The following is a 22,488-nucleotide window of genomic DNA, read 5'->3' as shown; positions in this document are numbered from 1 at the left end:
CTGAAGACGGAACTCGACGGCAGGAACGCCATGCGGCTGCTCGGATGCAGCGACGGTACTGTCGGTGGCGGTGTCCGGAGCGGTGGCCGTCCGGCTGCTCATGAGCGTGTCGTCCGTTCTGTTGGAAGGCGGGGACCTCAGGGAGCGATCGGTCCGGATCCGGCCGACTCCGGACTCAGGCGGGTGCCGATCGCCGGCCGGCGGTGAATCGCACTGCGGCCAGCAGCACGACCGCGGCCAGTGCCAGCACCATGACCCCGAGTCCGGCGAACCCGACCAGGGCGTAGGTCGGACCGGCCACCAGGGCCGCCAGGGCGGCCACACCGTTCATCGACGCATCGACGACACCTTGGGTGTGCGTGCGGATCTCGCTGGGGACGCTGGACGAGAGCATCACCGAGCCCGGCACCGTGCCGCACGACCAGCCGGTGCCCAGCAGGAACAGGCTCAGTGCGGTGGGCGACCAGTGTGGCCCGGCTGCGATCGCTGCACCGGCGGCGAGCACGAACATGATCTGCCCGGCCACGATGACCGGGACCGGGCCCCACCGGTCGCTGGCCCGCCCCACCAGCGGCGCGAAGGCGAACATGCCGATGACGTGGATGCTGATGGTCAGGCCGACCAGGGTGATGGTGCTGCCGCTGTGGTCCATGTGGACCGGAGTCATGGTCATCAGGCTGACCATGCTGGTGTGCGACAGCACGACGGCGATGAGCGCGAACCGGGCCGTCGGGAGCGCCCAGATCACCGACAGGGTGTGCCGCAGGGAGGACCGCGTGTGCGACGGCTGCCCGGTGCCCGCCGGGTGGTGGACGTGGGACTGGGCGATGCGCAACGGATCCGGCCGCAGGAACACCAGGGTCACCAGAGCGGCCAGGCCGAGCATCGTCGCGGCGATGACGAAGGTGCCGGCCAGTTCGGGGAGCCCGAGGATGCTGGACACCCACGCGCCGGGAATGCCCAGGTTCGGGCCCACCACGCTGCCCAGGGTCCCGATCCAGACCACCAGGGACAGTGTCTGGCCACGACGCGCCGGGACGGCCAGGTCGGCGGCGCAGAAGCGGGCCTGCAGACCGGCGGCGGTGCCGGAGCCGAACAGCGCCATCCCGATGACGACCAGGGCGACGCTGTCGGTCAGGGCGGCCAGGATGAGTAGCGCCGCACCGACGGCGCCGATGACCCAGGCCAGGCCGAGCGAGATGCGCCGCCCTCGTCGCACCGCCAGGGCGGCCAACGGGATGGCCAGCGCGGCGGCGCCGAGGGTCAGGCACGTCCGGGCCAGGCCGGCCAGGGCCTCGTCCGCGACGATGTCCTCCACGAGCAGCACGCCGACCGAGGCGCTGGCGCCCATGCCGAAGGAGCCGAAGGTCTGGGTGAGCATGAGCAGCCGGACGGTGCGGCGCTGGACCGCGACGACGGCCGGGTCGAGCTGCCACCCGGGTGGATCGGCATCCGGATCGGGCGGCGCGTCGATCCCGGTGGCTGAGAGCGCGGCGCCGGTGGCGAGCGACTCGGTGTCGACCGGCGGCGCCGGCGGCGTCGGTGCCGCGGTCTGGCGGTTCTCGGGGGACGGGGGCAACGGTCCTTCTCTCGACAGCGGAGCGTGGTGGTCACTCAGGCGGCTCGACCCCGTTCGGGGGAGCCGTCCGAGCGTTGTCGGTCATCGAAACACCGCAACTGCGTGGATCGACCCGCGGCGCCGGAACCGTTCCAAGGGCGTAACACCGATCTCAGGAAGCGAGAATGCGCGGGACCGCCGTCGTCATTCCCGCTGCGCAGGAACCGTGTCAACGTTGCGTTTCCGTCTGCGCGGGACTCGTTCCCCATCGGGGTCTCTCGGCCTTGAATGACCAGCGGGCCCGGTGCTCGTCGATCGCCGACGGCACTGCCCGGACGCGCGGCACCGGTCGATCGCCGGTGGTCCGCCCCATGCTCGCTCCGCTCCGTTCCAACTCGCCCGGGATGTGTTCATGACTGTGCAACTGCCGACCGCCGATCCAGCCGCTGACGGACCGTCCGACGACGTGGAGAGCGGGGTTCCGGTGGCGCCGGTCGCGATGGCTCCCGTGTCGCACGCCGTCCGCGGCCGGGCGCGTCGGCCGGACGGCAGCTGGCGGTTGAGCGACGTGCTCATCTCCGGCGGCCGGATCCTGGCCGTCGCCGAACCCGGGGCGGTTCCGGTGGACCGGCTGACCGACGCCGGACAGGCCTACCTGGTGCCCGGCATGGTCGACGCTCACGTGCACTGCCTGAGCCACGGCGGCGAGGGCATCGCGGCCGCGACGCGGGCCGCCGCCGCGGGAGGGGTGACGACGATCGTCGAGATGCCCTACGACGGCACCGGTCCGATCGCCGACCGGGAGAAGTGGTTGGTCAAGCGGGAACTCGCCGAGCGTGAGGCGCACGTCGACATGGCGATGCTGGGGACCGCGCTGCCCGCCGGGGGCTGGCGCGAGATGGACGCCATGGTGGCGGCCGGCGCCGCCGGCTTCAAGGTCTCGCTGTTCAACACCGACTCGTTCCGCTTCCCCCGGGTCCCGGACGGGGACCTGCTGGAGGTGTTCACCGCCGCGGCGGCCAACCGGGCCACGGTGTGCGTGCACGCCGAGAACGATGAGATCATCCGCCACCTGCTCGGCCAGCTGCGGGACGAGGGCGATGACCCGTTGGCCCACATGCGCAGTCGACCGCCGGTGGCCGAGACCCTGGGGGTGCTGACCGCTCTGGAGATCGCTCGGTCCGCGGGTGCGCCGGTGCACCTGTGCCACACCAGCCTGCCGCGGTCGGTCGACCTGGTGAACCGGTGGGCGGCCGAGGGGGCCGACGTCACCATGGAGACCTGCCCGCACTACCTGCTGCTCGACGAGCAGGACATGGTTCGCCAGGGCACCCAGCTGAAGATCAACCCGCCCTTGCGCACCGCCGCCGCGCGGGAGGGGCTGTGGCAGCGGCTGGAGGCCGGGCAGGTCGATGTGATCAGCTCGGACCACGCGCCGTGGCCCAAAGCGTTCAAGCGGCACCGCAACGTGTTCGACAACCACTCGGGCGCCCCGGGGGTGCAGACCATCTACCCGCTGGTGCTGGCCGAGGCGTTCCGCCGGTCGCCGGCCGCGTTCGACGCGGCGATCGCCGCGATGACGATCAATCCAGCCCGTCGCTACGGACTGCAGGACCGCAAGGGGGCGATCGCCCCCGGGTACGACGCGGACATCGTGGCCTTCGATCCGACGCGCAGCTGGACCGTCGACGTGGCCGACATGCAGTCGAACGCCGGGTGGACGCCGTACGAGGGCTTCACCGTCACCGGGGCCATCGACCTGGTGCTGGCCCGCGGCCGCATCGTGTTCGACGGCGAGTTGCGGTCCCGAGCGGGGGACGGCACGGTGCTGGCCGGCGCGGGGGCGCGCTGATCGGAGACGTCGGATCACCTGAGGACGGTCCGCCCCGCTGGGTAGCCTGCCCCGGTGACCGACCCCGAACCCGGCCTGTTCTCCGACCCGGCGCCCGCCCGGGGCGGGCGGACGGCCGTGGACGGACCGGTCGGTGCGGCGGCGTGGTCGCCGACCCGGCCGGTCGATCCTCGCGAGCCGCTGGCCGCCCGGATGCGGCCGCGGTCGCTGGACGAGGTGGCCGGGCAGCAGCATCTGCTCGGGCCGGGGTCGCCGTTGCGCCGGTTGGTCGAGGGCGGCGCGCCCTCGTCGCTGGTCCTCTACGGCCCGCCCGGCACCGGCAAGACGACGCTGGCCACCCTGGTCGCCGGGTCGACCGGCCGCCGCTTCGCCCAGCTGTCGGCGGTGTCGGCCGGGGTCAAGGAGGTCCGCGCCGTCCTGGAGGCGGCCCGCCGCGAGCTGCGCACCTCCGGCGAGCAGACGGTGCTGTTCATCGACGAGGTCCACCGGTTCTCCAAGACCCAGCAGGACTCGCTGCTCGGGGCGGTGGAGGACCGCACCGTGGTGCTGGTCGCGGCCACCACCGAGAACCCCTTCTTCTCCATCGTCTCGCCGCTGCTGTCACGCTCGCTGGTCCTGCAGTTGCAGCCGCTCACCGACGCCGAGATCGCCGAGGTGCTGGACCGGGCGGTCACCGACCCGCGCGGGCTGGCCGGCCGGGTCACCCTGGCCGACGAGGCCAAGGCCCACCTGGTCGCCCTGGCCGGCGGCGACGCCCGTCGGTCGCTCACCGCGCTGGAGGCCGCGGCCGACTCGGTGCTGGCGGCGGCCTCGACACCAGAACCGGCAGCCGACGAGGCCGGGGCGGCGGTCCCCGAGGTCGACCTGCCGGCGGTGGAGGCCGCGGTGGACCGGGCCGCCGTCCGCTACGACCGGGACGGCGACCAGCACTACGACGTGATCAGTGCGTTCATCAAGTCGATCCGGGGCAGCGACGTCGACGCCGCGCTGCACTATCTGGCCCGGATGATCGAGGCGGGGGAGGACCCACGCTTCATCGCGCGCCGGCTGATGGTGCACGCCAGCGAGGACATCGGGATGGCCGACCCGACCGCACTGCCCGTGGCGGTGGCCGCGGCCCAGGTCGTGCAGCTCGTCGGGCTGCCGGAGGCGCGGATCGGGCTGGCCCAGGCCACCATCCACCTGGCCACCGCGCCCAAGTCGAACGCGGTCGTCATGGCCATCGACGCGGCCATGGCCGACGTGCGGGCCGGGCTGGCCGGCAGCGTGCCGCCGCACCTGCGGGACGGGCACTACCCGGGTGCCGCGAAGCTGGGCAACGCCCAGCGGTACGTGTACCCGCACGACCGGCCCGACGCCCTGGCCGCCCAGCAGTACCCGCCGGATGCTCTCGTCGGGCGCGACTACTACCGACCGGTGCCGCGGGGGGCCGAGCGCGCGGTCGCCGAGCGGTTGCCGAAGCTGCGCAGCGCGGTGCGCGGAACACCGCCGAACGGCTCCAGCGGACTCGGGACCGAGGGCTGACCGTCCGGCCCGCCGGCCGGTGGGGACCGGCCGCGTGCCCTGCCGACCAGCCACTGGTCGCCGGTCCGCCGGGTACCCTCACCCCTGCGCCCGGCGACGGCGATCGTCCGACTCGATCGGAACCCCGCCGGAGTCCGGGGGCGCGACATCGATGCTGGTCGGGGACCTGCCGCTCGGTCCCGCACCGCCTCCCGCAGGCGGGGCGGCCGTCGGATCCCCGTCCGGCCGGACGGGGAAGGGGACACGGCGGGTGAAGCGGAGCTACTGGTTCGCGGCCGGCGTCGCGTGTGGTGCGCTGTCGATGCGACGGACCCGGCGGGCCAAGGAGGCCGCGCGGCAGGCCATGGCGGCCAAGCTGACACCGTCGGCGATCGCCGCCGACGTCGCGGACGCCATCGCCGAGCTGGGCAACGCCGTCGGCTCGTTCGCGGCCGACGTGCGACAGGGGGCGGTCAACCGCCAGGCCAGCTACCGCCCCATGATCGACAACCACACCGGCGCCGTGGTCATGGTCGGCCCCGAGCTGGCCGGACCGGACCCGGTGCCCGAGGCGGTGCCGCCGGCGCGCCCGTCGACCCCCGCCGAGCAGCGGGCCGCCCGCCGACAGGCCCGCCGCACCGCCTGAGCCGGGTCCGCCTCCGCCTCCCGACCTCGCGGCCCCCGTCGCGACCCCACCCCTGGAGAACCCCTCCCCGTGCAGACTCATGAGATCCGGCGCCGCTTCCTGGACCACTTCGAACGGGCCGGACACACCGTCGTGCCCTCGGCGTCGTTGATCAGCCAGGACGCCACGGTGCTCTTCACCATCGCCGGCATGGCGCCGTTCAAGCCCTACTTCCTCGGCCAGAGCACGCCGCCGTACCCGCGGGCGACCAGCGTGCAGAAGTGCGTCCGCACCGGTGACATCGACAACGTCGGCGTCACCACCCGACACAACACGTTCTTCCAGATGGCCGGCAACTTCTCGTTCGGCGACTACTTCAAGGCCGGCGCCATCGAGCACGCCTGGACGCTGCTGACCGCGCCGCTGGACGAGGGGGGCTTCGCCCTCGACCCCGAGCGGCTCTGGGTCACCGTGTACCAGTCCGACGACGAGGCCATCCGGCTGTGGCAGGAGATCGCGGGCCTGCCCGCGGAGCGGATCCAGCGGCGCGGGATGGACGACAACTTCTGGTCCATGGGCGTGCCCGGCCCGTGCGGCCCGTGCTCGGAGATCTACTACGACCGCGGCCCGGAGTACGGCGTCGAGGGCGGCCCGGTGGCCGACGAGGACCGGTACCTGGAGATCTGGAACCTGGTCTTCATGCAGGACGTGCGCGGCGAGTCCGACGGTGCGGGGAAGGGGGACTTCCCCATCCTCGGACCGCTTCCGCAGCAGAACATCGACACCGGTCTGGGCGTCGAGCGGCTCGCGTTCCTGCTGCAGGGCGTCGACAACGTCTACGAGACCGACCTGCTGCGACCGATCATCGCGACGATGGAGCGGCTGTCCGGCGTGCGGTACGGCGCCGAGCACACCTCCGACGTCCGCTTCCGGGTGATCGCCGACCACGCCCGCAGCGGCACCATGCTCATCGCCGACGGCGTCACCCCGGGCAACGAGGGCCGCGGCTACGTGCTGCGCCGGCTCATCCGCCGGGCCGTCCGCGCCGCCCGGCTGCTGGGCGTCACCGACCCGGTGATGCCGACGCTGGTCGCAGGCGTCCGCGACCTGATGAGCGAGTCGTACCCGGAGCTGACCAGCGACTTCGAGCGGATCGAGCGGATCGCCCGCACCGAGGAGCAGGCCTTCCTGCGCACCATCGCCTCGGGCTCCAAGCTGTTCGAGGTCGCGCGGGACGAGCTGCGCGCCGAGGAGACGACGGTGCTGCCCGGCAGCACCGCGTTCACCCTGCACGACACCCAGGGCTTCCCGATCGACCTGACCCTGGAGATGGCCGCCGAGGCCGGGCTGACCGTCGACGTCGGCGAGTTCGAGCGGCTCATGCAGGAGCAGAAGGATCGCGCCCGGGCTGACGCCAAGGCGCGCAAGGGCGGGTTCGCCGACCTGTCCGTGTACCGCGGCCTGCTCGATCAGGGCGTGCCGGAGTTCACCGGCTACTCCGAGCTGCAGACCGAGGGCACCGTCCGCGGCATCGTCGTGGACGGCAACCTGGCCGACCGGGCCGGCGAGGGCCAGATCGTCGAGATCGTGCTCGACCGCACCCCGCTCTACGCCGAGTCCGGCGGCCAGGACTCCGACGCCGGCTGGATCGAGGCCGCCACCGGGCGCGGCGAGGTCATCGACGTGCAGAAGGTCGACCGCAAGCTCATCGTGCACAAGGTGCGGGTCACCGACGGCGAACTCGTGGCCGGCTCCTCGGTGCTGGCCACGGTCGACCCGGAGTGGCGGCTCGGTGCCCGGCAGGCCCACTCCGGCACCCACGTGGTGCACGCGGCCCTGCGGCAGGTGCTCGGTCCGCAGGCGTTGCAGTCCGGCTCCTACAACAAGCCCGGCTACCTGCGGCTGGATTTCGCCTGGGACGCGGCGCTCACCCCGGACCAGCGCGCCGAGCTGGAGGAGGCGGCCAACCGTGCGGTCCGGGCCGACCTCGGCGTGCGGGTGATGTACGGCACCCAGCAGGAGGCGCAGGCCATGGGGGCCATCGCGCTGTTCGGCGAGACCTACGACGACATCGTCCGCATCGTGGAGATCGGCGGCCCCTGGTCGGTCGAGCTGTGCGGTGGCACCCACGTCGAGCACTCCAGCCAGATCGGCCCGATCGCGCTGACCGCCGAGTCGTCGGTCGGCTCAGGCCTGCGCCGGTTGGAGGCCGCCGTCGGCATCGAGGCGTTCCACCGACTGGCCGCCGAGCGCACCCTGGTCTCCCAGCTGGCCGGCCTGCTCAAGGTGCAGCCGGCCGAGCTGCCCGGCCGGGTCGAGGCGCTCACCGAGCGGCTGCGGTCGGCCGAGAAGGAGCTCGCGTCGCTGCGCACCGCCCAGCTGGCCGCCGCCTCCGGGCGGCTGGTCGACGACGCGCAGGTCGTCGGCGGTGTCTCGCTGGTCGCGGCCGCCCTGCCCGCCGGCACCGGCGCGAACGACGTCCGCACGCTGGCCACCGAGCTCCGCGGCCGGATGCAGGACCGGCCCGCCGTGGTGGCCCTGTTCGCCCCGGGCGAGGGCAGCGCGGTGTCGTTCGTCGTGGCCGTCAGCCCGCCCGCGGTGCAGGTCGGCGTCAGGGCCGGTGACCTGGTCAAGGCGTTCGCCCCCGCGGTCGGCGGTCGCGGCGGCGGCAAGCCCGACCTGGCCCAGGGCGGTGGCACGGACGCCTCCGGGGTGCCCGCGGCCATCACCGCCCTCCGGGACGATCTGGCCGCCCGGGCGTCGTGACCGACCCGATGGACGCCTCGGACGGCGTCCCCCCGGACCCCCCCGCCCCGACCGGCGCTCCCACCGGGGCGGCGGCCCCGCAACCGGTCCCGGCGGCGCCGCCGGCGGCGCGTCGCGGGGTCCGGCTCGGCGTCGACGTGGGTAGCGTTCGGGTGGGCGTGGCCCGGAGTGACCCGAACGGGACGGTCGCCGTGCCGGTGACGACGTTGCCCCGTGACCGATCCGGGGGCGCCGATCTGGACGCCGTGGTCGCGCTGGTCGACGAACACGAGGTGGTGGAAGTGGCGGTCGGACTGCCGCGGACCCTGGCCGGTGCCAACGGCCGGGCGGTGGGCGCCGCCCGCGGCTGGGGCGCCGCGCTGGTGCGTCGGCTGGCGACCCGGCCGGCCCCGGTCCCGGTCGTGTACGTGGACGAACGGTTCACCAGCGTCACCGCGAACCGGGTGCTCGCCGAGCGCGGCCTGTCCAGCAAGGCCCGCCGACCGGTCATCGACCAGCAGGCGGCCGTCCAGATCCTGCAGCAGCGGCTGGACACGCTCGCCGCGCTGGACCGTGACGCCGGTGCCGACCCCGGTTCGGGGTTCGTGGGGGAGGACCCGCGATGACCGGCGACCGTCCCACCCCGAGGCACGACAGGGAGATGGACCTGGAGCGTCTCCGGGCCGTGCTGGCCGGCAGCCACGCCCAGGGCGGCGCCGGCGCCCCGCCACGGCCCGGGGACGGGCACCAGGACCCGCACCCCGAGTCGCGGACCGACGCGTCCCGCGACTCGGACGCCGACCCGCACCAGGAACCGCATCACGACCCGCACGGTGATCCGCACGCGGACGACCCGCATCCGGTGCTGGCGCTGGGCGGTGCCACCGCGGCGACCCGGCGCCGGCGGTCGCGGTCCCGGTCGACCGTCATCGCCGTCCTGGTGCTGGTGACCATCGTCGCCGGGCTGTTCGTCGGGTTCCGGATCTGGCGGGACGACGCCACCAGCACGGCCGACTGGGCCGGCACCGGCGACACCTGGACGGTGGTCCGGGTGCAGGGCGGCGACGGCCTGACCGACATCGCCGACACCCTCACCGCGGCCCAGGTGGTGGCCAGCCCGGACGCGTTCCTGGCCGTGGCCGGCACCGACGCCGACGTCAAGGCGCTGCAGCCGGGCTACTACAAGGTCCGGCAGCACGCGTCCGCCCAGGCCGCGGCGGACGACCTGGTCGCCGCGGACAACCGGGTCGGCGAGGTCCGGCTGGTCCCCGGTCGGCAGCTGGCCGACGTCACGGTGCCCGGCGCCGACCCGGTGGCCGGCTACATCAGCCAGATCACCGCGGCGGCGTGCGTCCAGCTGGACGGGGCCGATCCGGCCGACTGCTTCACCACCGACGAGCTGTGGGAGGTCGCCCGCACCGCGGACCCGGTCGAACTCGGGGTGCCGTCCTGGGCGGTTGAGGCCGTGCAGACCTCACCCGACCCGGCCCGGCGCCTGGAGGGGTTGATCCTGCCCGGTGACTACAACATCGCGCCCGGATCCACGGCTCTGGAGGCGCTGCGGTCGGTGATCAGCGGATCGCAGGCGGGCTGGTACGGCACCGATCTCGCGGACCGCGCGGCCGCCCTCGGCACCACCCCGTACGACCTGGTCGTGATGGCCTCGGTGGTCGAGCGGGAGGGCATCGTCGCCGACATGCCCGAAGTGGCACGGGTGATCGTCAACCGGCTGGCCGTGCCGATGAAGCTGGAGATGGACTCGACGGTGAACTACGCGCTGGACCGGGCGCAGATCGCCACCTCGGCGGCCGACCGGGCCAACCCCAGCCCGTGGAACACCTACTGGGCCGACGGCCTGCCACCGACGCCGATCTCGTCGCCGGGGCCGGACGCGCTGGCCGCGGCCATGGACCCGCTGCCCGGGCCCTGGCTGTTCTTCGTGAAGATCGACGAGACGGGAGCCTCGTGCTTCAGCGTGACGGTGCAGGAGCACGAGGCGTGCGTGGAACGGGCCAGGGCCAACGGTGTCTTCGGCTGAGCCGCCGGTGAGCCGGGCGGGAGAACCACGCCGGGCCGCCGTGCTGGGATCGCCGATCGCGCACTCGCTCTCACCGGCCATGCACCGCGCCGGGTACGAGGCCGCCGGGCTGGTGGACTGGCGGTACGACGCGATCGAGTGCACGGCCGAGGCGCTGCCCGCGCTGGTCGCTGGGCTGGGCCGGGAGTGGGCCGGTCTGTCGGTGACGATGCCGGGCAAGGCGGCCGCCGCCGCCGTGGCGTCCGGCCGCAGCCACCGGGTCGAGGTGCTCGGGGTGGCCAACACCCTGCTGCGCCGGCTGGACGGCGGCTGGTTCGCCGAGAACACCGATGTCGACGGCGTCATCGGCTCGCTCCGGGCCGCCGGCGTCGGCGGGTCGGGTCCGGTCGAACGGGTGCTGGTCCTCGGGGGCGGGGGGACCGCGGCGGCCGTACTGGCCGCGTTGGCCGAACTGCAGTCGCGTGAGGTGACGCTGGCCGGCCGCCGGCCGAGCAGCGTGGCCGCCTCCGCGGAGCTGGCTCGCACGTTGGGATTGCCGGTCACCACGGTCGGCTGGACCGAGGCCGACCTGGACGACGCCGCCCGCAACGCCACCCTGGTGGTGTCCACGGTGCCGGCCGGGACGGCCGATCACCTGGCCGCGTTGCTGGCCGGGGTGCCGGTGCTGCTCGACGTCGTCTACCACCCGTGGCCGACCGCGCTGGCCGCCGCCGGCGAACCGGGGCGCGTCACGGTCACCGGGTTGGACATGCTGCTGCACCAGGGACTGCGGCAGTTCGAGCTGATCACCGACGTGCCGGCGCCGGCCGCCGCCATGCGCGACGGGCTGCGCGGCGCGTCGGGCAGTGACCTGCCGTTGCCGATCGGCTGACGGACCGGCCTTCCCTCCGACGACGGACCGTCCCCGACGGGCGGTCGTCCGGGCCGCCCGGTCGATCTGTGTGGACAACTGCTGATCACCGGGCCGTCCCGTGGCACCCTCCCGCGGTGCCCGCTGACGCGTCCCTGGTCCCGGCGCTGCTGGCCGTCCCGGTCGGGGCGCTGGCCGGACTGGGGGTACGCCGGCTGCTGGCCCGGCTCCGCCGCGGCGCGGTGGTGCCGCCGGGGCCGCTCGAGCTCGGCGGCGCCGGCCTGGCCGTGGCGTCGCTGCTGACCGCGGCCGGATCGGTGCGGCTGCCCGCGGTGGCGTTCGCCGGCCTGATGCTGCTCGCGCTGGCCACCGTCGACCTGCTGCACCACCGGCTGCCCGATGCGCTCACCGGGCCGGCCGCAGCCGGCGCGGTGGTCGTCGTGCTGGGCACCGAGCTGCTCGCGCCGGGCAGCGGCGACCTGCTCACCGCGGTGGTCTGCGCACTGGTCATCACCGGAGCCTTCTGGCTGCTGGCCCGGGTGGCGCCGCGGGCCATGGGTCTGGGTGACGTGAAGCTGATGCCGTCGCTGGCCCTGCTCACCGGGTACTGGTCGGCCGGCACGGCCCTGCTGGGCGTGGTCCTGGGGTTCGTGCTCGGCGCGGCCGTCGCCGTGGGCGGCGTGCTGCTGCGCCGGTGGCGGATGGGCTCGGCCATCGCCTTCGGGCCCTGGCTGCTGGCCGGGACCTGGCTGGTGCTGGCCTTCCCGGCGCTCAGCACGGCGGTGGTCTGACCGGGCGGGACCGGGGCGCGGCTGGGCAAGTGGGGCGCGGCTGGGCAAGTGGGGCGCGGCTGGGCAAGTGGGGCGCGGCTGGGCAAGTGGGGCGCGGCTGGGCAAGTGGGGCGCGGCTGGGCAAGTGGGGCGCGGCTGGGCAAGTGGGGGTCGGGTCGGCGCCGTGAGTGTGCGGTTGCGCCGCGGATCCGGGGCGCGGAAGGAGATCAGGGGCGCGGTGGCGGCGGGCGGGCCGCGTCTGCGCCCCGGTTGCGCGGGCCGCGCCTCAGGTTCCACCACCTCCGCCCCGGCAGGTGTGCCGTGGCGCTCCGGTGCTCGCCGCGTCACGGGTGACGGCGAGCTACCCCCGCCGGTGCAGCCGGGCGGCCTGCCGGGTCAGGTGGTCCCGCTCGGCCAGATCCGGCGCCGCGGCGGCCGCCTCGACGTACAGCCGGGCGGCGGTCGCCGGGTCGCCGTCCCGCTCGTGCAGGTACGCGGCCACCGCGGTCCACCGGGGCAGGGCCGGATCGAGCTCGGCCAGCGCGGCCAGGCCGGCGCGAGCGCCGTCGGCCTCACCGACCGCGACGGCCCGGTTGAGCCGGACGACCGGGCTGTCGGTCAGGCGAACCAGCTCGTCGTACCACTCGACGATCTGCACCCAGTCGGTCTCGGCCGCCGTCAGCGCGTCGGCGTGCAGCGCCGCGATCGCGGCCTGGGCCTGGTACTCGCCCAGCCGGTCCCGGGCGAGCGCCGCCTGCAGGATCTGGACACCCTCGGCGATGGCGGTGGTGTCCCAGCGGCTGCGGTCCTGCTCAGGCAGCGGCACCAGGCTACCGTCGGGCGCCGTGCGCGCCGCCCGGCGGGCCTGGTGCAGCAGCATCAGCGCGAGCAGGCCGGACGTCTCCGGGTGGTCGACCGCAGTCGCGAGCTGTCGGGTCACCCGGATCGCCTCTGCCGCGAGATCGACATCACCTGAGTACCCCTCGTTGAACACCAGGTACAGCACCCGCAGCACCGTGGCCATCTCGCCGGGTCGGTCCAACCGGACCGCGGACACGGTGCGCTTGGCCCGGCTGATCCGCTGGGCCATGGTCGTCTCGGGCACCAGGTATGCCTGGGCGATCTGCCGGGTGGTCAACCCACCCACGGCCCGCAGCGTCAGCGCCACCGCCGACGACGGGGTCAGCGAGGGATGGGCGCACAGGAAGTACAGCTGCAGGGTGTCGTCGACGTCCGGCGGGGGCTCGGCCATCGGAGCGGCGTCGAGGACGTCCTCCCGCCGCCGTCGTGCAGCGTCGGACCGCACCGTGTCCAGCCACCGTCGCCACGCCACCGCGACCAACCAGGCCGGTGGGTCCCGCGGCGTGTCGTCGGGCCAGACCCGGATCGCCTCGAGCAGGGCATCCTGCACGGCGTCCTCGGCCGCCGCGAAGTCGATGCCGCGGCGGACGAGGACGCCGATCACGCGTGGGATCAGGCTGCGCAGCAGCGACTCGTCCACGCCGGCGACCATCGCGTGCAGTCACTCCCCGAAGTTCGTCGGCTGGGCCAGGAACGGCCGCACCTCCAGCCATTCGTCGATCGGTCTGCCGCCGGCGCCGGGCGCGGCGGACAGCTCGCCGGCGAGCTCGACGGCGCGGTCCCAGTCGTCGACGTCGATGATCATCCAGCCCGCGATCAGGTCCTTGGTCTCGGCGAACGGGCCGTCGGTGACCGGAGGCCGGCCGGCACCGTCGGAGCGGACCCACGCTCCCTCGGGCGCGACGGCCTGGCCGTCGACGAACTCGCCGGTGCTGGTGAGCCGGGCGGCGAAGTCGCTCATGTACTGCACGTGCGCCGAGATCTCCTCGGGCGTCCAGCGGTCCATCGGAACGTCGTTCGCCGGAGCCGGGGCGCCGCGGTAGTGCTTCAACAGCAGGTACTTGGCCATCGGATGCTCCTCGGGTCTGGGCGACCAGTGTGATCGCCTGGCGCCTCGGGGACGGAGCGGCCATCCGTGCCTCGACACCGTCGCGCACGATCGCGACAGTGACCTACGTCACGCTCGAGCCGCCACGCCGAGGCGAAGCCCAGTCTCGTGTGCCGGTTGCCGGCCCAGCACCAGGTCGTGAAGCCGTGGCTGGGCTCCAGCTGCTCCGGCGCCTGCGGCAACCAACTGACGCCCTCGCCGATGGTCAACGGGGTGCGCCCGCGCCCGACGAGGTCCGGCAGCGCCTCGTCCGGGCTCCCGCTGCGCGGGTCTTGGCCGTGCTCGACACCGTGCACCAGAGAGCGGCGTGTCCGGGAGGGTGATGCCGTCGACCGGTCCGAAGTCGTCGAGATGGTGTCGGAGCAGGGGCGCGAGGCGGGTGGACGGGACCGGTCCGGACCGGGCGTGCAGCCGACAGCAGCGACCGCGGCGGACCTCAGGCCAGGTGCCGCCGGATCACCGCGTCCGTCCCGGCCTGGTCGAGATGGAACGCCTGGCCGGCGCCGAGGGCCTCGTCGAACGGGATCACCGAGACCGCATGGCCGTCGGCGAACAGCTCGACCAGGTTCAGCGATCCGGCGGCGACGGTCCGCTCGGTCCCGCGCGGGGCGAGCGGGTCGGTCCGGATGGCGGCCGAGCCGGCCACGGCCACCGGCACCTGGCGGAGCATGCCGGAGCGGGCCAGGTGGTGATGGCCGGCCAGGACCAGCCGGACATCGGTGTCGGCCACCGCGTCCCGCAACGCCGCGCGAGAGGCCCGGTGCAGCGCGAAGTACTCCAGCAGCGGCGACGGCGCCGGCAGCGGCGCGTGGTGCAGCACCACCACGGTGCCGTCGTCGGCCGGGGTGGCCAGCTCGTCGCCCAGGGCGGCCAGGTGATCGGCGGCCAGCACACCGTCGCCCCGGCCCGGGACGGTGGAGTCCAGCACCACGATCCGCAGCCCGCCGATCCGGTGCACCTGCAGCACCGGTTCGGTGTCGGAGCGGCCGAGCAGCTGCTCGTGCAGCGTGACCCGCACGTCGTGGTTGCCCACCGCCCAGATCACCGGCAGGCCCAGGTCCCCGAGTGCGGTGGACAGCCGGCGGTAGGCATCGGGATCGCCGGTGTCGGTGAGATCGCCGGAGGCGATGACGGCGTCGATCGTCACCCCGGCGTCCAGCGCACCGCGGACCAGACCGGCTGCGGTGGCCAGGGCGGCGTCGGCGTCGATGACGCCGTTGTACTTGACCCCGATCTCGGTCAGGTGCGTGTCGGACAGGTGGATCAGCCGGTGGGTCGGGCGCTCGACGGCACTGCCGTCGGGCGTCGGCGGCACGGCGGCACGGTCGTCGGTCAACTGCGCCTCCTGGGCACCAGAGGGTGGTCGGCGGTCGGCTGGGTGGCGTCGGGCCAGCCTAGGTCGGGACCGGCGCCGGCCCGCGGGCCGGGTCGGCGGCCGGCGATCGCCGGAGCGGATCCGCCGACGCAGCCGGGACTTCCGACTCTTCCCGGCTCCGGTCGAGCGGGTCACCGACGGGCGCGGAACCTGGCTCGCCGTCCGTGGTCCACGCACGCACCCGGGAGGACCGGCACATGCACGCAGCACGCGGGGACTGGTTGGTCGTCCACAGCCACACCGACGGTGCGTACGGTCGCCGGGCGGAGATCATCGCCGGTGGACAGCACCACGTGCCATCGACTGCCGAGGTCAGCTGCAGGTCCAGGTGCACGTGGGCGCCTCTCCGACGCAGGTGCTCGACGACCCGTCGGCCGGGGGAGACCATCGAGATCCGTGACCTCCGGCAGATCGCGACCCTGCGCCTCGACCAGGTGGAACGACAGCTCATCGGCGTCGAGTTCCGGGTAGCACCGCAGCAGTTCGGTGGCCAGCGCCAGACTCTCGGCGAATCCCTCGACGCCGGCCAACCCGCCGCCCACGAATGTCACGGTGAGCAGCCGGTCACGCGGCGGTCCGGCCGGGGGCATGGCCGCCCGGTCGAACGCGGTGAGCAGCCGGTCGCGGATCTCCACCGCCTCCTCGACGTGCTTGAGACCGATGGCCCCGTCGATGAGCCCGGGGATGGCGCTCCCGATCATCGCCGTGCGGGTCGCCAGTCCGACCGTCACCAGGTCGAGGTCGGAGGTCAGCTCGGTCGTAGGTCAGCTCGAAGGTGTGCCCGTCGTGACCGACGGCGGTGACGGTGCGGCGGGTGTGGTCGATCGACACGGCGGCGCCGGTGACCAGACGGGTGCGCCGCAGCGACACCACGGTGTGCCGCGGCTCGATCGCGCCGTTCCTCCCGTCATCGCCGTGATGACGCTGCTGGGATGCCGATGCAGGCTCGGCGGACGTGATGCCCGGTCAGCCGGTGAACAGTGCCGGCTCGTAGTCCGACCCGGGACTGACCTGCACCACGAGGTCGGCCGGATCAGCGACCTTGAAGCCGATCGGGAACGTGACCGTCGCTCCCGGCGCCACGGCCGTGTAGGGCGTGCTCTCGAGACCCCCGGCTCCGTCGAAGATCTCGGTCGCCTCCAGCTTGCCACTCAGGGCGGTGACGAACAGCAGGTACGGGTCGAACTCCTCCTGCGAACCGTTGGTGACGGTCACGTCGACCCGGACTGCCTCGCCGGGACCTTCATCGCCCACAGCCGACTCGGTGGGCGTGAACGGTGCCGGCGCCGACACGGCCACACTCAGCCCGTTCTCCCACTCGAACGGGGTGCCGAACGCTTCCACCACCGGGAGGTACTCGGACGACGGTTCGCCGGCGCGGGCGGTGCGGTCGGGACCACCGGTGGCCGTGGTGGAGAACACGCCGTCGTCGTAGTCGTAGCCCAGTGAGACGGCGACCTGCAGGTCCTCGGCATCGTCCGTGTCGGCCAGCGCGAAGCCGAACGCGAACCAGAGCTCGTGCCCGGGCAGCACCTGGGTGTAGGGAAGCTGGGTGATGCCGTTGGCGGTGTCGTAGATGTCCTCGAGTTCCGCGCCGGCCGCGGTCGCCACCACCCGGCTGTAGCCGGGGTCCCAGACCACCGCACTGTTGTTGACCACCTTGATGGTGACCCGGACGGCCGCCGCTGCGTCCTCACTGCCGACGGCGGAGTCGCTCGGGGTGTACGCCGCTGGCGCGGTCACCGACACGGACAGCCCATCGGTCCACTGGATCGTCTCGTCGAACGCGACGGTCACTGCGTCGTCGGCGAATCCGGCCGTCGTGCTCGTCGGGGTGCTCGTCGTGGTGCTGCTCGTCGTGGGAGTGCTCCGGGTCGACGTGGTCGGAGTCGTCCGGCTGGTCTCGGTCGACTCCGCGCCCCAGCCGGGGGAGGCGAGCACCGCCTGGCCCGGGGTGGTCGCGCACGCCGTCGCCGTCGCCGCCAGCGCCAGTGCGGCCACCACGGCCCTCGGTCGCCGGCCCCAACGCCGAGTCCACTCCGGCCGTCCGGTCCTCCGCTGCACCAGGTGCTCCTCTCGAGTCGATCACCGGCATCCTTGCAGCGTCGGCCGGGGCCGGACGCGCACGTTCCGGTGAACCTGCTCGTCAGAGCCGGTCGCGCCACTCCGCAGCGACCGGGAGCACGCGGCTCAGCCCGGCCACGTGGGCGGTCGGGACCCCGAGTTCCCGTCCGAACCGATCGACCACGACCGTGGTGGCGCCCGCCGCGGTGGCCTCGGCCAGCTCCCTGGTCCAGGCCGCGGCGATCACCAGGTCGCTCGGGGTGGGCCGGTGCCCGGCGACCAGCTCGATGCGACCGGTGAGCCGGAGGGCGCCGAGCACCTCCGCGACCGGTCCTCGCTCGGCGGAGTCGATCACCAGCAGCACGGGGGCGTCGCCGACCGCGGCGAGCACTTCGTCCAGGCCGTCGGCCCGATCGAGGACGAACGACGACGCGGCCAGGTCGCGGAGCGCGCTCGCCCGCGCCGCGGGACGACGGTCCTCGGGCACCCCGGCCGTAGCAGCCAGCGCATCGACGACGGCCCGGCCGGACTGGGCCGCCGCCAGGTCCACCTGCGCGGGCATCAGCTCGCGGCGGGACTCCAGCACGCCGCGCATGCCGCCCACCACGTGCACCTGGACGTCCACCGGGAGGCCGTCGGCCAGGTGCCGGGCGTACGCCTGCATCTCCAGGTCGCCGGCGGTGAGCAGGTCGTGGTCGAGGATGACGACGGCGCCGGTGGCCACCGGTGCCGTGGGTTCGGTCGCCGTGGGTTCGGTCGCCGTGGGTTCGGTCGCCGTGGGCTCGGTCGGAGTCGGCTCGCTGGTCACGGGCGTCGATGGTAGGCACCGGGCCGTCGGCGTCCCACCGGGCCCAGGGTCGCCGGCGCGCGGGCACAGCTCGTGCCCACCGGCCGTCGGTAGGGTCGGCCGCGCCGGCCGGGTTCCTCTCCCGGCACTCGTCGCGTCGACCGTCCCGGGGGTGCTGGTTCCGTTGGTCAGGTCCGCCAAGTCCGCTGCCGCGGCACCGTCGCGTGCGTCGATCGCCGCCTGGACGGCCCGCCGCCGGGCCGTCGCCGGCGTCGCCGCGGTGGGCGCGCTGGCCACGGTGATCGCGTCGTTCCTGCCGTGGATCTCCGCGCCGACCGTGGACGGCGGCCGCGCCGTGCTGTCCGGCTGGGGTGGCATCAGCGGCGACAGTCAGCTGGCCGGCTCCAACCTCAACGACGCGTTGGCCGGGGCCGGCTCGTACCGGCCGGGGATGATCGGCGTGCTGTTCGGCGCCATCGGGATCCTCGCCGCGCTGGGGCTGGCGGTCGCCCGGGTGCGGCCGCCGGGCACCGGCGGCACCGCCCGACCGTTGCGCATCCCCGCGGCGCTGCTGGTGCTCTGCGGCGTGATGGGGGCCGGCTGGGGCGGATGGCGTGGGATCGCGCCGGGCGACGCCGGCGTGTTCGACCCGGGCGAGGCCGGTGCCGCGGTGGGCCCCTGGCTGACGCTGGCCGCCGGCCTGGTGATGATCGGTGCGGCCGTCGTGGTCTTCACCGGTCGGGTGGACCCACCGGTCCGGCCGGCCGGGCGCGCCATCCAGCCGCGCTGACCGAGCCGGAGACCGCCGGGGTGGTCAGCCCGCGCCGCAGCAGACGGCTGGTCCGACCGCGCCCAGCAGGTCGGTGGGCGGCGGCTCGACCAGCACGTGGGCCAGACCGCCCCGGCGCCGGGGGATCGGGGAGCGGACGGGTCGCCCCCTCGATGCCGCCCAGCGTCCGCCGAGGACGTCCGGGATCTCGCCCCAGGCGTCGGCCATGCACTCCCGTTCGGTGACCGTCACCCGGGTCACCACGTGCGGGTGGTCGGCGTGGACCCGGTGGTGGCGGCCGCCGGACCGCTGACCGGGGCGCTGCCGGTCGTGGTCGCGGCGCTCGATGCCGCCTTGGTGGTCGAGGTGCCGGTGGTCGAGGTGCCGGTGGTCAGCGTGCTGGTGCTCGGGCTGCTGGTGACCGGGGTGTTGCTGACTGGGGCCGGGCTCGGCGTGGTCGGCGCCGGGGTGCCCGTCGCCGCGGCCGGGGTCGGGCTGGTGGTGGTCACGGTCGACGGCTGCGGTGCGTCCGGCGTCGGCTCGGCGGCCGCGTCCTGCTCCGGTTCGACCATCAGCAGCCGGGCCTGGGCCGCCGACCGCACGGTCCGGCAGGCCACCAGCGTGTTGTTGTCCGGCGCGAAGCCGATGGCGAACGCGCAGACCGTGTTGTCACCGGGGTCGAGCTGGACCTGGGCGGTGATGCCATGGTTGCCCGAGATCGCGAGCGCCCGGTTCACGTCCGGCCGGGATCGATCGGCCAGGAAGCCGTATCCGACGGTCCGGGTGGCCGACTGGACGTAGATGTGCACCGGGATGACCGACCCGGAGGCGTTCGGGTCGTAGGCCCAGCCGTCGACCTGGGCGGTGCTGCCGGACACCCGGACGCCGTCGACCACGCCGACCGGCGCGTCCGGGCGGACTGTGACCGTCCGGCAACCGAGCAGCGGGTTGACCGACCCGGACCGGGCGTTGATCGCGAAGGCACAGACCGTGTTGTCACCCAGGCCGGCGGCGCTGACCGTGGTGGCGAAGCCCTGGTCGGCGTTCGCGAACGGGACCACCGCCCGCACGTCCGGACGGGCGTGGCCGGTGAAGACGCCGCTGGTGCCGCGGGTGCCGGCCGGGCCGGTGACGTAGACGTGGACCTCGGTGCGGCCACCGTTCGCTGCCGGGTCCGCCGCCCAGCCGGAGACGTCGATGCGTCCACCGGCGGTGGCGGCCACCCCGTCCAGCGCGCCGACCGGGACCAGGTCGAGGGTGCGGCAGCCCAGCAGCGGGTTGGTGGTGCCACGGCCGATGTTGATCGCGTACGCGCAGACGGTGTGTCGGCCGGCGCCGGTCCAGGTGGTGTCCATCTGGAAGCCGAACCGTCCACCGATGTTGAAGGCGCGGTTCACGTCGAGCCGTTCGCGGTTGGCCAGACCGCCCGAGGTGCCGCGGGTGCCGTCCGGACCGGCGTCGTAGACGTGGATCTCGACCGTGCCGTTGGCGGCGTCCGGGTCGAACGCCCACCCGGACAGCGTCAGCCGACCACCGTCGACGCGGATGCCGTCCAGCGAGCCGGAGGGGTTGCGGCCGGCCTCGCCGAGGCCGGGGTCGGACGGCACGCTGGTGCACCCCAGGGCGTTGGCGCCGCCGCCCGGCGTCCACGGCAGGTCGATGGCCGGGGCGTCCTGGTTCTGGTCGACGTAGGCGGTGGCCTGCGCCTCCCACTTGGCGTAGTACTCGGGATAGTTGCTGCGCTGCACCGCGTTCGCCGCGTAGGTGGGTGCCATGTCCTGCCAGCCGCGGACGTCGAGCAGGCCGGAGGTCGGGGCTGCGCTGCGGTCGCCGCCGAAGAAGGCCATGGCCTCCCACCGCGGGTCGAGCAGTCGCTGCACCACGCCCTCGGGGTCGGTGATGCCGGTGCTCTGCCCGTAGTTGCCCCAGCCGGAGGACGGCCGTTGCTGGTAGAGGCCGATCGAGTCGGTGTCCTTGGCCCCGTCGCGCAGCCCGAACAGGTCGTGCGGGTACTTCAGCGACAGCTTGGTCACCGCCAGCCAGTAGTCGCGCCCGGGCGCGGACCACGACGTGTTCTGCGTGCTGGTGCCGTCGTTGGCCAGGTTCCGGATGGACGACTCCTGGAACATGACCATGACGGCCACGATCTGGCCGTGCCGGGGCACGCCCATGGTCTTGGCCACGCCGATGGTGGTGCGGACGGCGTCCCGGCCGGAGGACTTCCGCGGTTCGGCGGCGCCGCTCTGCTGCACCGTGCAGGAGGGCGCGGCCGCGGCCCGGGCCAGCGCATCGGGGGCGGCGGCGGCCGGTGCGCTCAGCCCGATCGCCACGGACGCAGACACGGTCGCGGTCACGGCCAGCGCCGCGGCCGAGCGGGTCAGCGCACGGCGCAGCCGGGGAGCGACGAGCGCGAGACGGCGGGGTGCCCGAGCGACGGGCCCAATGTTCGACACTGCGTCACGGTGGCTGACTCCATGTGACGACGCTGTGAGCGAAGGCTGTGAACCCCGATCACGGCACCCGCGCGGTCCACGCCTCCGTCTCGAACTTGCTGTCCGCCAGGGCCCGGGCCGTGGTCAGCGTCGCATCGTCGACGTCCACCTCGGTGAGGCCGTACCGCCCGCGGAAGTACTCGATGAACGCCGCGATGATCGTCTCCCGGCTCATCCCGGTCTGCGAGCGCAACGGGTCCACCCGCTTGTTGGCGCTCGTGATGCCCTTGTCGGACAGCTTCTCCCGACCGATCCGGAGCACGTCGAGCATCTTGTCGGCGTCGATGTCGTACGACATGGTCACGTGGTGCAGCACCGCTCCGTTGGCCAGCCGCTTCTGGGCCGCGCCGGCGATCTTGCCCGTCGGTGAGGCGATGTCGTTGAGCGGCACGTACCGGGCCTGGATGCCGAGCTCGGCCAGCGCACCGAGCACCCAGTCGTCCAGGAAGGCGTAGGACGCGGCGAAGGACAGCCCCTCCACCAGCGACCCCGGCACCACGAGGGAGTAGGTGATGGTGTTGCCCGGCTCGACGAACATGGCGCCGCCGCCGGAGATGCGCCGGACCACGGTCACGTCGTGCCGGGCCGCGGCGACCAGGTCCACCTCGTTGGACAGCGACTGGAACGAGCCGATGATCACCGCGTTGGAGGCCCACTCCCAGATCCGCAGGTTGGGCGGCCGGAGGCCGTCGCCGACCTGCCGGGCGATGACCTCGTCCAGGGCCATCTGCATGGCCGGGTGCTGCGGGCCGGTGCGGATGAGCTGGAAGTCGTGGTCCTGCCAGCTGGTGGCGCGGCCGAGCGCACGCCGCACGGCGATGGCCACCGACTCCGGTCCGAAGCCGACCATCTCGACCGGGCCGGCCACGTCCGGAGCCAGGGCCAGCTGGATCGCCGCGGTCAGCGTGGCGACGTCACTGACCTCGGTCAGGCCGGTGAGGGCCTGGTCGATCCGGACCAGCGCCTCGTCCGGCTCGAGGAAGAAGTCGCCGGAGATGCTCACCCGCTGGAGCCGCCCGTCCGTCACCTCGACGTCGGCGACGACCAGCTTGCCGCCCGGCACCTTGTACGACCCGCGCATCTCGTGCTCC

At 74.0% G+C, this 22,488-nt stretch carries 18 protein-coding genes and 2 pseudogenes; 9 read left to right on the top strand and 11 right to left on the bottom strand.

Annotated features, from left to right (window positions below):
• Window positions 1-175: 175 nt before the first annotated feature.
• Window positions 176-1,579, bottom strand: a complete 1,404-nt coding sequence (locus JL106_RS06820) for an MFS transporter (protein ID WP_205259925.1) — start codon at window positions 1,577-1,579, stop codon at window positions 176-178.
• Between the two features lie 391 nt (window positions 1,580-1,970).
• Here JL106_RS06820 and JL106_RS06815 point away from each other — a divergent pair, with 391 nt between their 5' ends.
• From JL106_RS06815 to JL106_RS06780, 8 genes are all read left to right on the top strand, one after another.
• Window positions 1,971-3,410, top strand: a complete 1,440-nt coding sequence (locus tag JL106_RS06815) for a dihydroorotase (protein ID WP_205259924.1) — start codon at window positions 1,971-1,973, stop codon at window positions 3,408-3,410.
• Between the two features lie 192 nt (window positions 3,411-3,602).
• Entirely contained in the window at window positions 3,603-4,934 is a 1,332-nt protein-coding gene (locus JL106_RS06810; protein WP_205260076.1) for a replication-associated recombination protein A, read from the top strand.
• A 250-nt stretch (window positions 4,935-5,184) separates the two neighbouring features.
• Window positions 5,185-5,559, top strand: a complete 375-nt coding sequence (locus tag JL106_RS06805; RefSeq protein WP_205259923.1) for a hypothetical protein — start codon at window positions 5,185-5,187, stop codon at window positions 5,557-5,559.
• A gap of 69 nt (window positions 5,560-5,628) precedes the next feature.
• Window positions 5,629-8,304, top strand: a complete 2,676-nt coding sequence (alaS, locus tag JL106_RS06800) for an alanine--tRNA ligase (protein WP_205259922.1) — start codon at window positions 5,629-5,631, stop codon at window positions 8,302-8,304.
• 8 nt (window positions 8,305-8,312) lie between these two features.
• Window positions 8,313-8,909 (top strand): Holliday junction resolvase RuvX, encoded by a 597-nt coding sequence (gene ruvX / locus JL106_RS06795; RefSeq protein WP_205260075.1) that lies wholly within the window; start codon window positions 8,313-8,315, stop codon window positions 8,907-8,909.
• Window positions 8,906-10,321, top strand: coding sequence for an endolytic transglycosylase MltG (gene mltG / locus JL106_RS06790; RefSeq protein ID WP_205259921.1), 1,416 nt, complete (start codon window positions 8,906-8,908; stop codon window positions 10,319-10,321). Before ruvX ends, mltG begins: the two co-directional genes overlap by 4 nt.
• A 7-nt stretch (window positions 10,322-10,328) precedes the next feature.
• A complete protein-coding gene (locus JL106_RS06785; protein ID WP_205259920.1) occupies window positions 10,329-11,192 on the top strand; it encodes a shikimate dehydrogenase in 864 nt (287 codons plus the stop codon).
• A 116-nt stretch (window positions 11,193-11,308) separates the two neighbouring features.
• Window positions 11,309-11,962 (top strand): prepilin peptidase, encoded by a 654-nt coding sequence (locus tag JL106_RS06780; protein ID WP_205259919.1) that lies wholly within the window; start codon window positions 11,309-11,311, stop codon window positions 11,960-11,962.
• A gap of 340 nt (window positions 11,963-12,302) precedes the next feature.
• Here JL106_RS06780 and JL106_RS06775 read toward each other — a convergent pair whose 3' ends face one another.
• From JL106_RS06775 to JL106_RS06750, 7 genes and pseudogenes are all read right to left on the bottom strand, one after another.
• Window positions 12,303-13,442, bottom strand: a complete 1,140-nt coding sequence (locus JL106_RS06775) for an RNA polymerase sigma factor (RefSeq protein WP_328841602.1) — start codon at window positions 13,440-13,442, stop codon at window positions 12,303-12,305.
• Between the two features lie 21 nt (window positions 13,443-13,463).
• On the bottom strand, window positions 13,464-13,871 hold the full coding sequence (locus tag JL106_RS06770) for a YciI family protein (protein ID WP_205259917.1): 408 nt from the start codon (window positions 13,869-13,871) through the stop codon (window positions 13,464-13,466).
• A 125-nt stretch (window positions 13,872-13,996) separates the two neighbouring features.
• Window positions 13,997-14,321: pseudogene (locus JL106_RS22445) on the bottom strand (DUF5701 family protein); the annotation flags it as partial.
• Window positions 14,322-14,346: 25 nt separating this feature from the next.
• Window positions 14,347-15,246 carry a metallophosphoesterase family protein gene (locus JL106_RS06765; RefSeq protein ID WP_205259916.1) on the bottom strand — a complete coding sequence of 300 codons (900 nt, stop codon included), beginning with the start codon at window positions 15,244-15,246 and terminating at the stop codon, window positions 14,347-14,349.
• A gap of 308 nt (window positions 15,247-15,554) precedes the next feature.
• Window positions 15,555-16,182 (bottom strand): annotated as a pseudogene (locus JL106_RS20790) (NAD(P)/FAD-dependent oxidoreductase); the annotation flags it as partial.
• Window positions 16,183-16,251: 69 nt separating this feature from the next.
• Window positions 16,252-17,289 (bottom strand): hypothetical protein, encoded by a 1,038-nt coding sequence (locus JL106_RS06755; protein ID WP_205259914.1) that lies wholly within the window; start codon window positions 17,287-17,289, stop codon window positions 16,252-16,254.
• A 142-nt stretch (window positions 17,290-17,431) separates the two neighbouring features.
• The gene (locus tag JL106_RS06750) at window positions 17,432-18,157 is read right to left on the bottom strand and encodes a hypothetical protein (RefSeq protein ID WP_205259913.1); all 726 of its coding nucleotides are present in this window, start codon (window positions 18,155-18,157) and stop codon (window positions 17,432-17,434) included.
• Window positions 18,158-18,308: 151 nt separating this feature from the next.
• Here JL106_RS06750 and JL106_RS06745 point away from each other — a divergent pair, with 151 nt between their 5' ends.
• Window positions 18,309-18,926 carry a hypothetical protein gene (locus JL106_RS06745; protein WP_205259912.1) on the top strand — a complete coding sequence of 206 codons (618 nt, stop codon included), beginning with the start codon at window positions 18,309-18,311 and terminating at the stop codon, window positions 18,924-18,926.
• Between the two features lie 24 nt (window positions 18,927-18,950).
• On the opposite strand, the gene JL106_RS06740 is transcribed toward JL106_RS06745, so the two are convergent.
• The 3 genes from JL106_RS06740 to JL106_RS06730 are packed head-to-tail and all read right to left on the bottom strand — an operon-like array spanning window position 18,951 to window position 22,478.
• Window positions 18,951-19,157 (bottom strand): hypothetical protein, encoded by a 207-nt coding sequence (locus tag JL106_RS06740; RefSeq protein ID WP_205259911.1) that lies wholly within the window; start codon window positions 19,155-19,157, stop codon window positions 18,951-18,953.
• Between the two features lie 5 nt (window positions 19,158-19,162).
• A complete protein-coding gene (locus JL106_RS06735) occupies window positions 19,163-21,358 on the bottom strand; it encodes a hypothetical protein (RefSeq protein WP_205259910.1) in 2,196 nt (731 codons plus the stop codon).
• A gap of 58 nt (window positions 21,359-21,416) precedes the next feature.
• Window positions 21,417-22,478 (bottom strand): lipoate--protein ligase family protein, encoded by a 1,062-nt coding sequence (locus JL106_RS06730; RefSeq protein ID WP_205259909.1) that lies wholly within the window; start codon window positions 22,476-22,478, stop codon window positions 21,417-21,419.
• Between the last annotated feature and the right edge of the window lie 10 nt (window positions 22,479-22,488).

The sequence above is a fragment of the Nakamurella leprariae genome (genome assembly GCF_016918035.1).
GTDB lineage: Bacteria > Actinomycetota > Actinomycetes > Mycobacteriales > Nakamurellaceae > Nakamurella > Nakamurella leprariae.
The sequence above is the reverse complement of the archived record's forward strand: the minus strand, read 5'-3'. Positions and strand labels throughout refer to the sequence as shown.

Bases quoted from the DNA above. Each gene is read 5' to 3' on its own strand.
- JL106_RS06815 (WP_205259924.1), top strand. From the start codon at position 1,971: ATGACTGTGCAACTGCCGACCGCCGATCCAGCCGCTGACGGACCGTCC.
- JL106_RS06810 (WP_205260076.1), top strand. From the start codon at position 3,603: ATGCGGCCGCGGTCGCTGGACGAGGTGGCCGGGCAGCAGCATCTGCTC.
- ruvX (WP_205260075.1), top strand. From the start codon at position 8,313: ATGGACGCCTCGGACGGCGTCCCCCCGGACCCCCCCGCCCCGACCGGC.
- mltG (WP_205259921.1), top strand. From the start codon at position 8,906: ATGACCGGCGACCGTCCCACCCCGAGGCACGACAGGGAGATGGACCTG.
- JL106_RS06770 (WP_205259917.1), bottom strand. From the start codon at position 13,871: ATGGCCAAGTACCTGCTGTTGAAGCACTACCGCGGCGCCCCGGCTCCG.
- JL106_RS06730 (WP_205259909.1), bottom strand. From the start codon at position 22,478: ATGCGCGGGTCGTACAAGGTGCCGGGCGGCAAGCTGGTCGTCGCCGAC.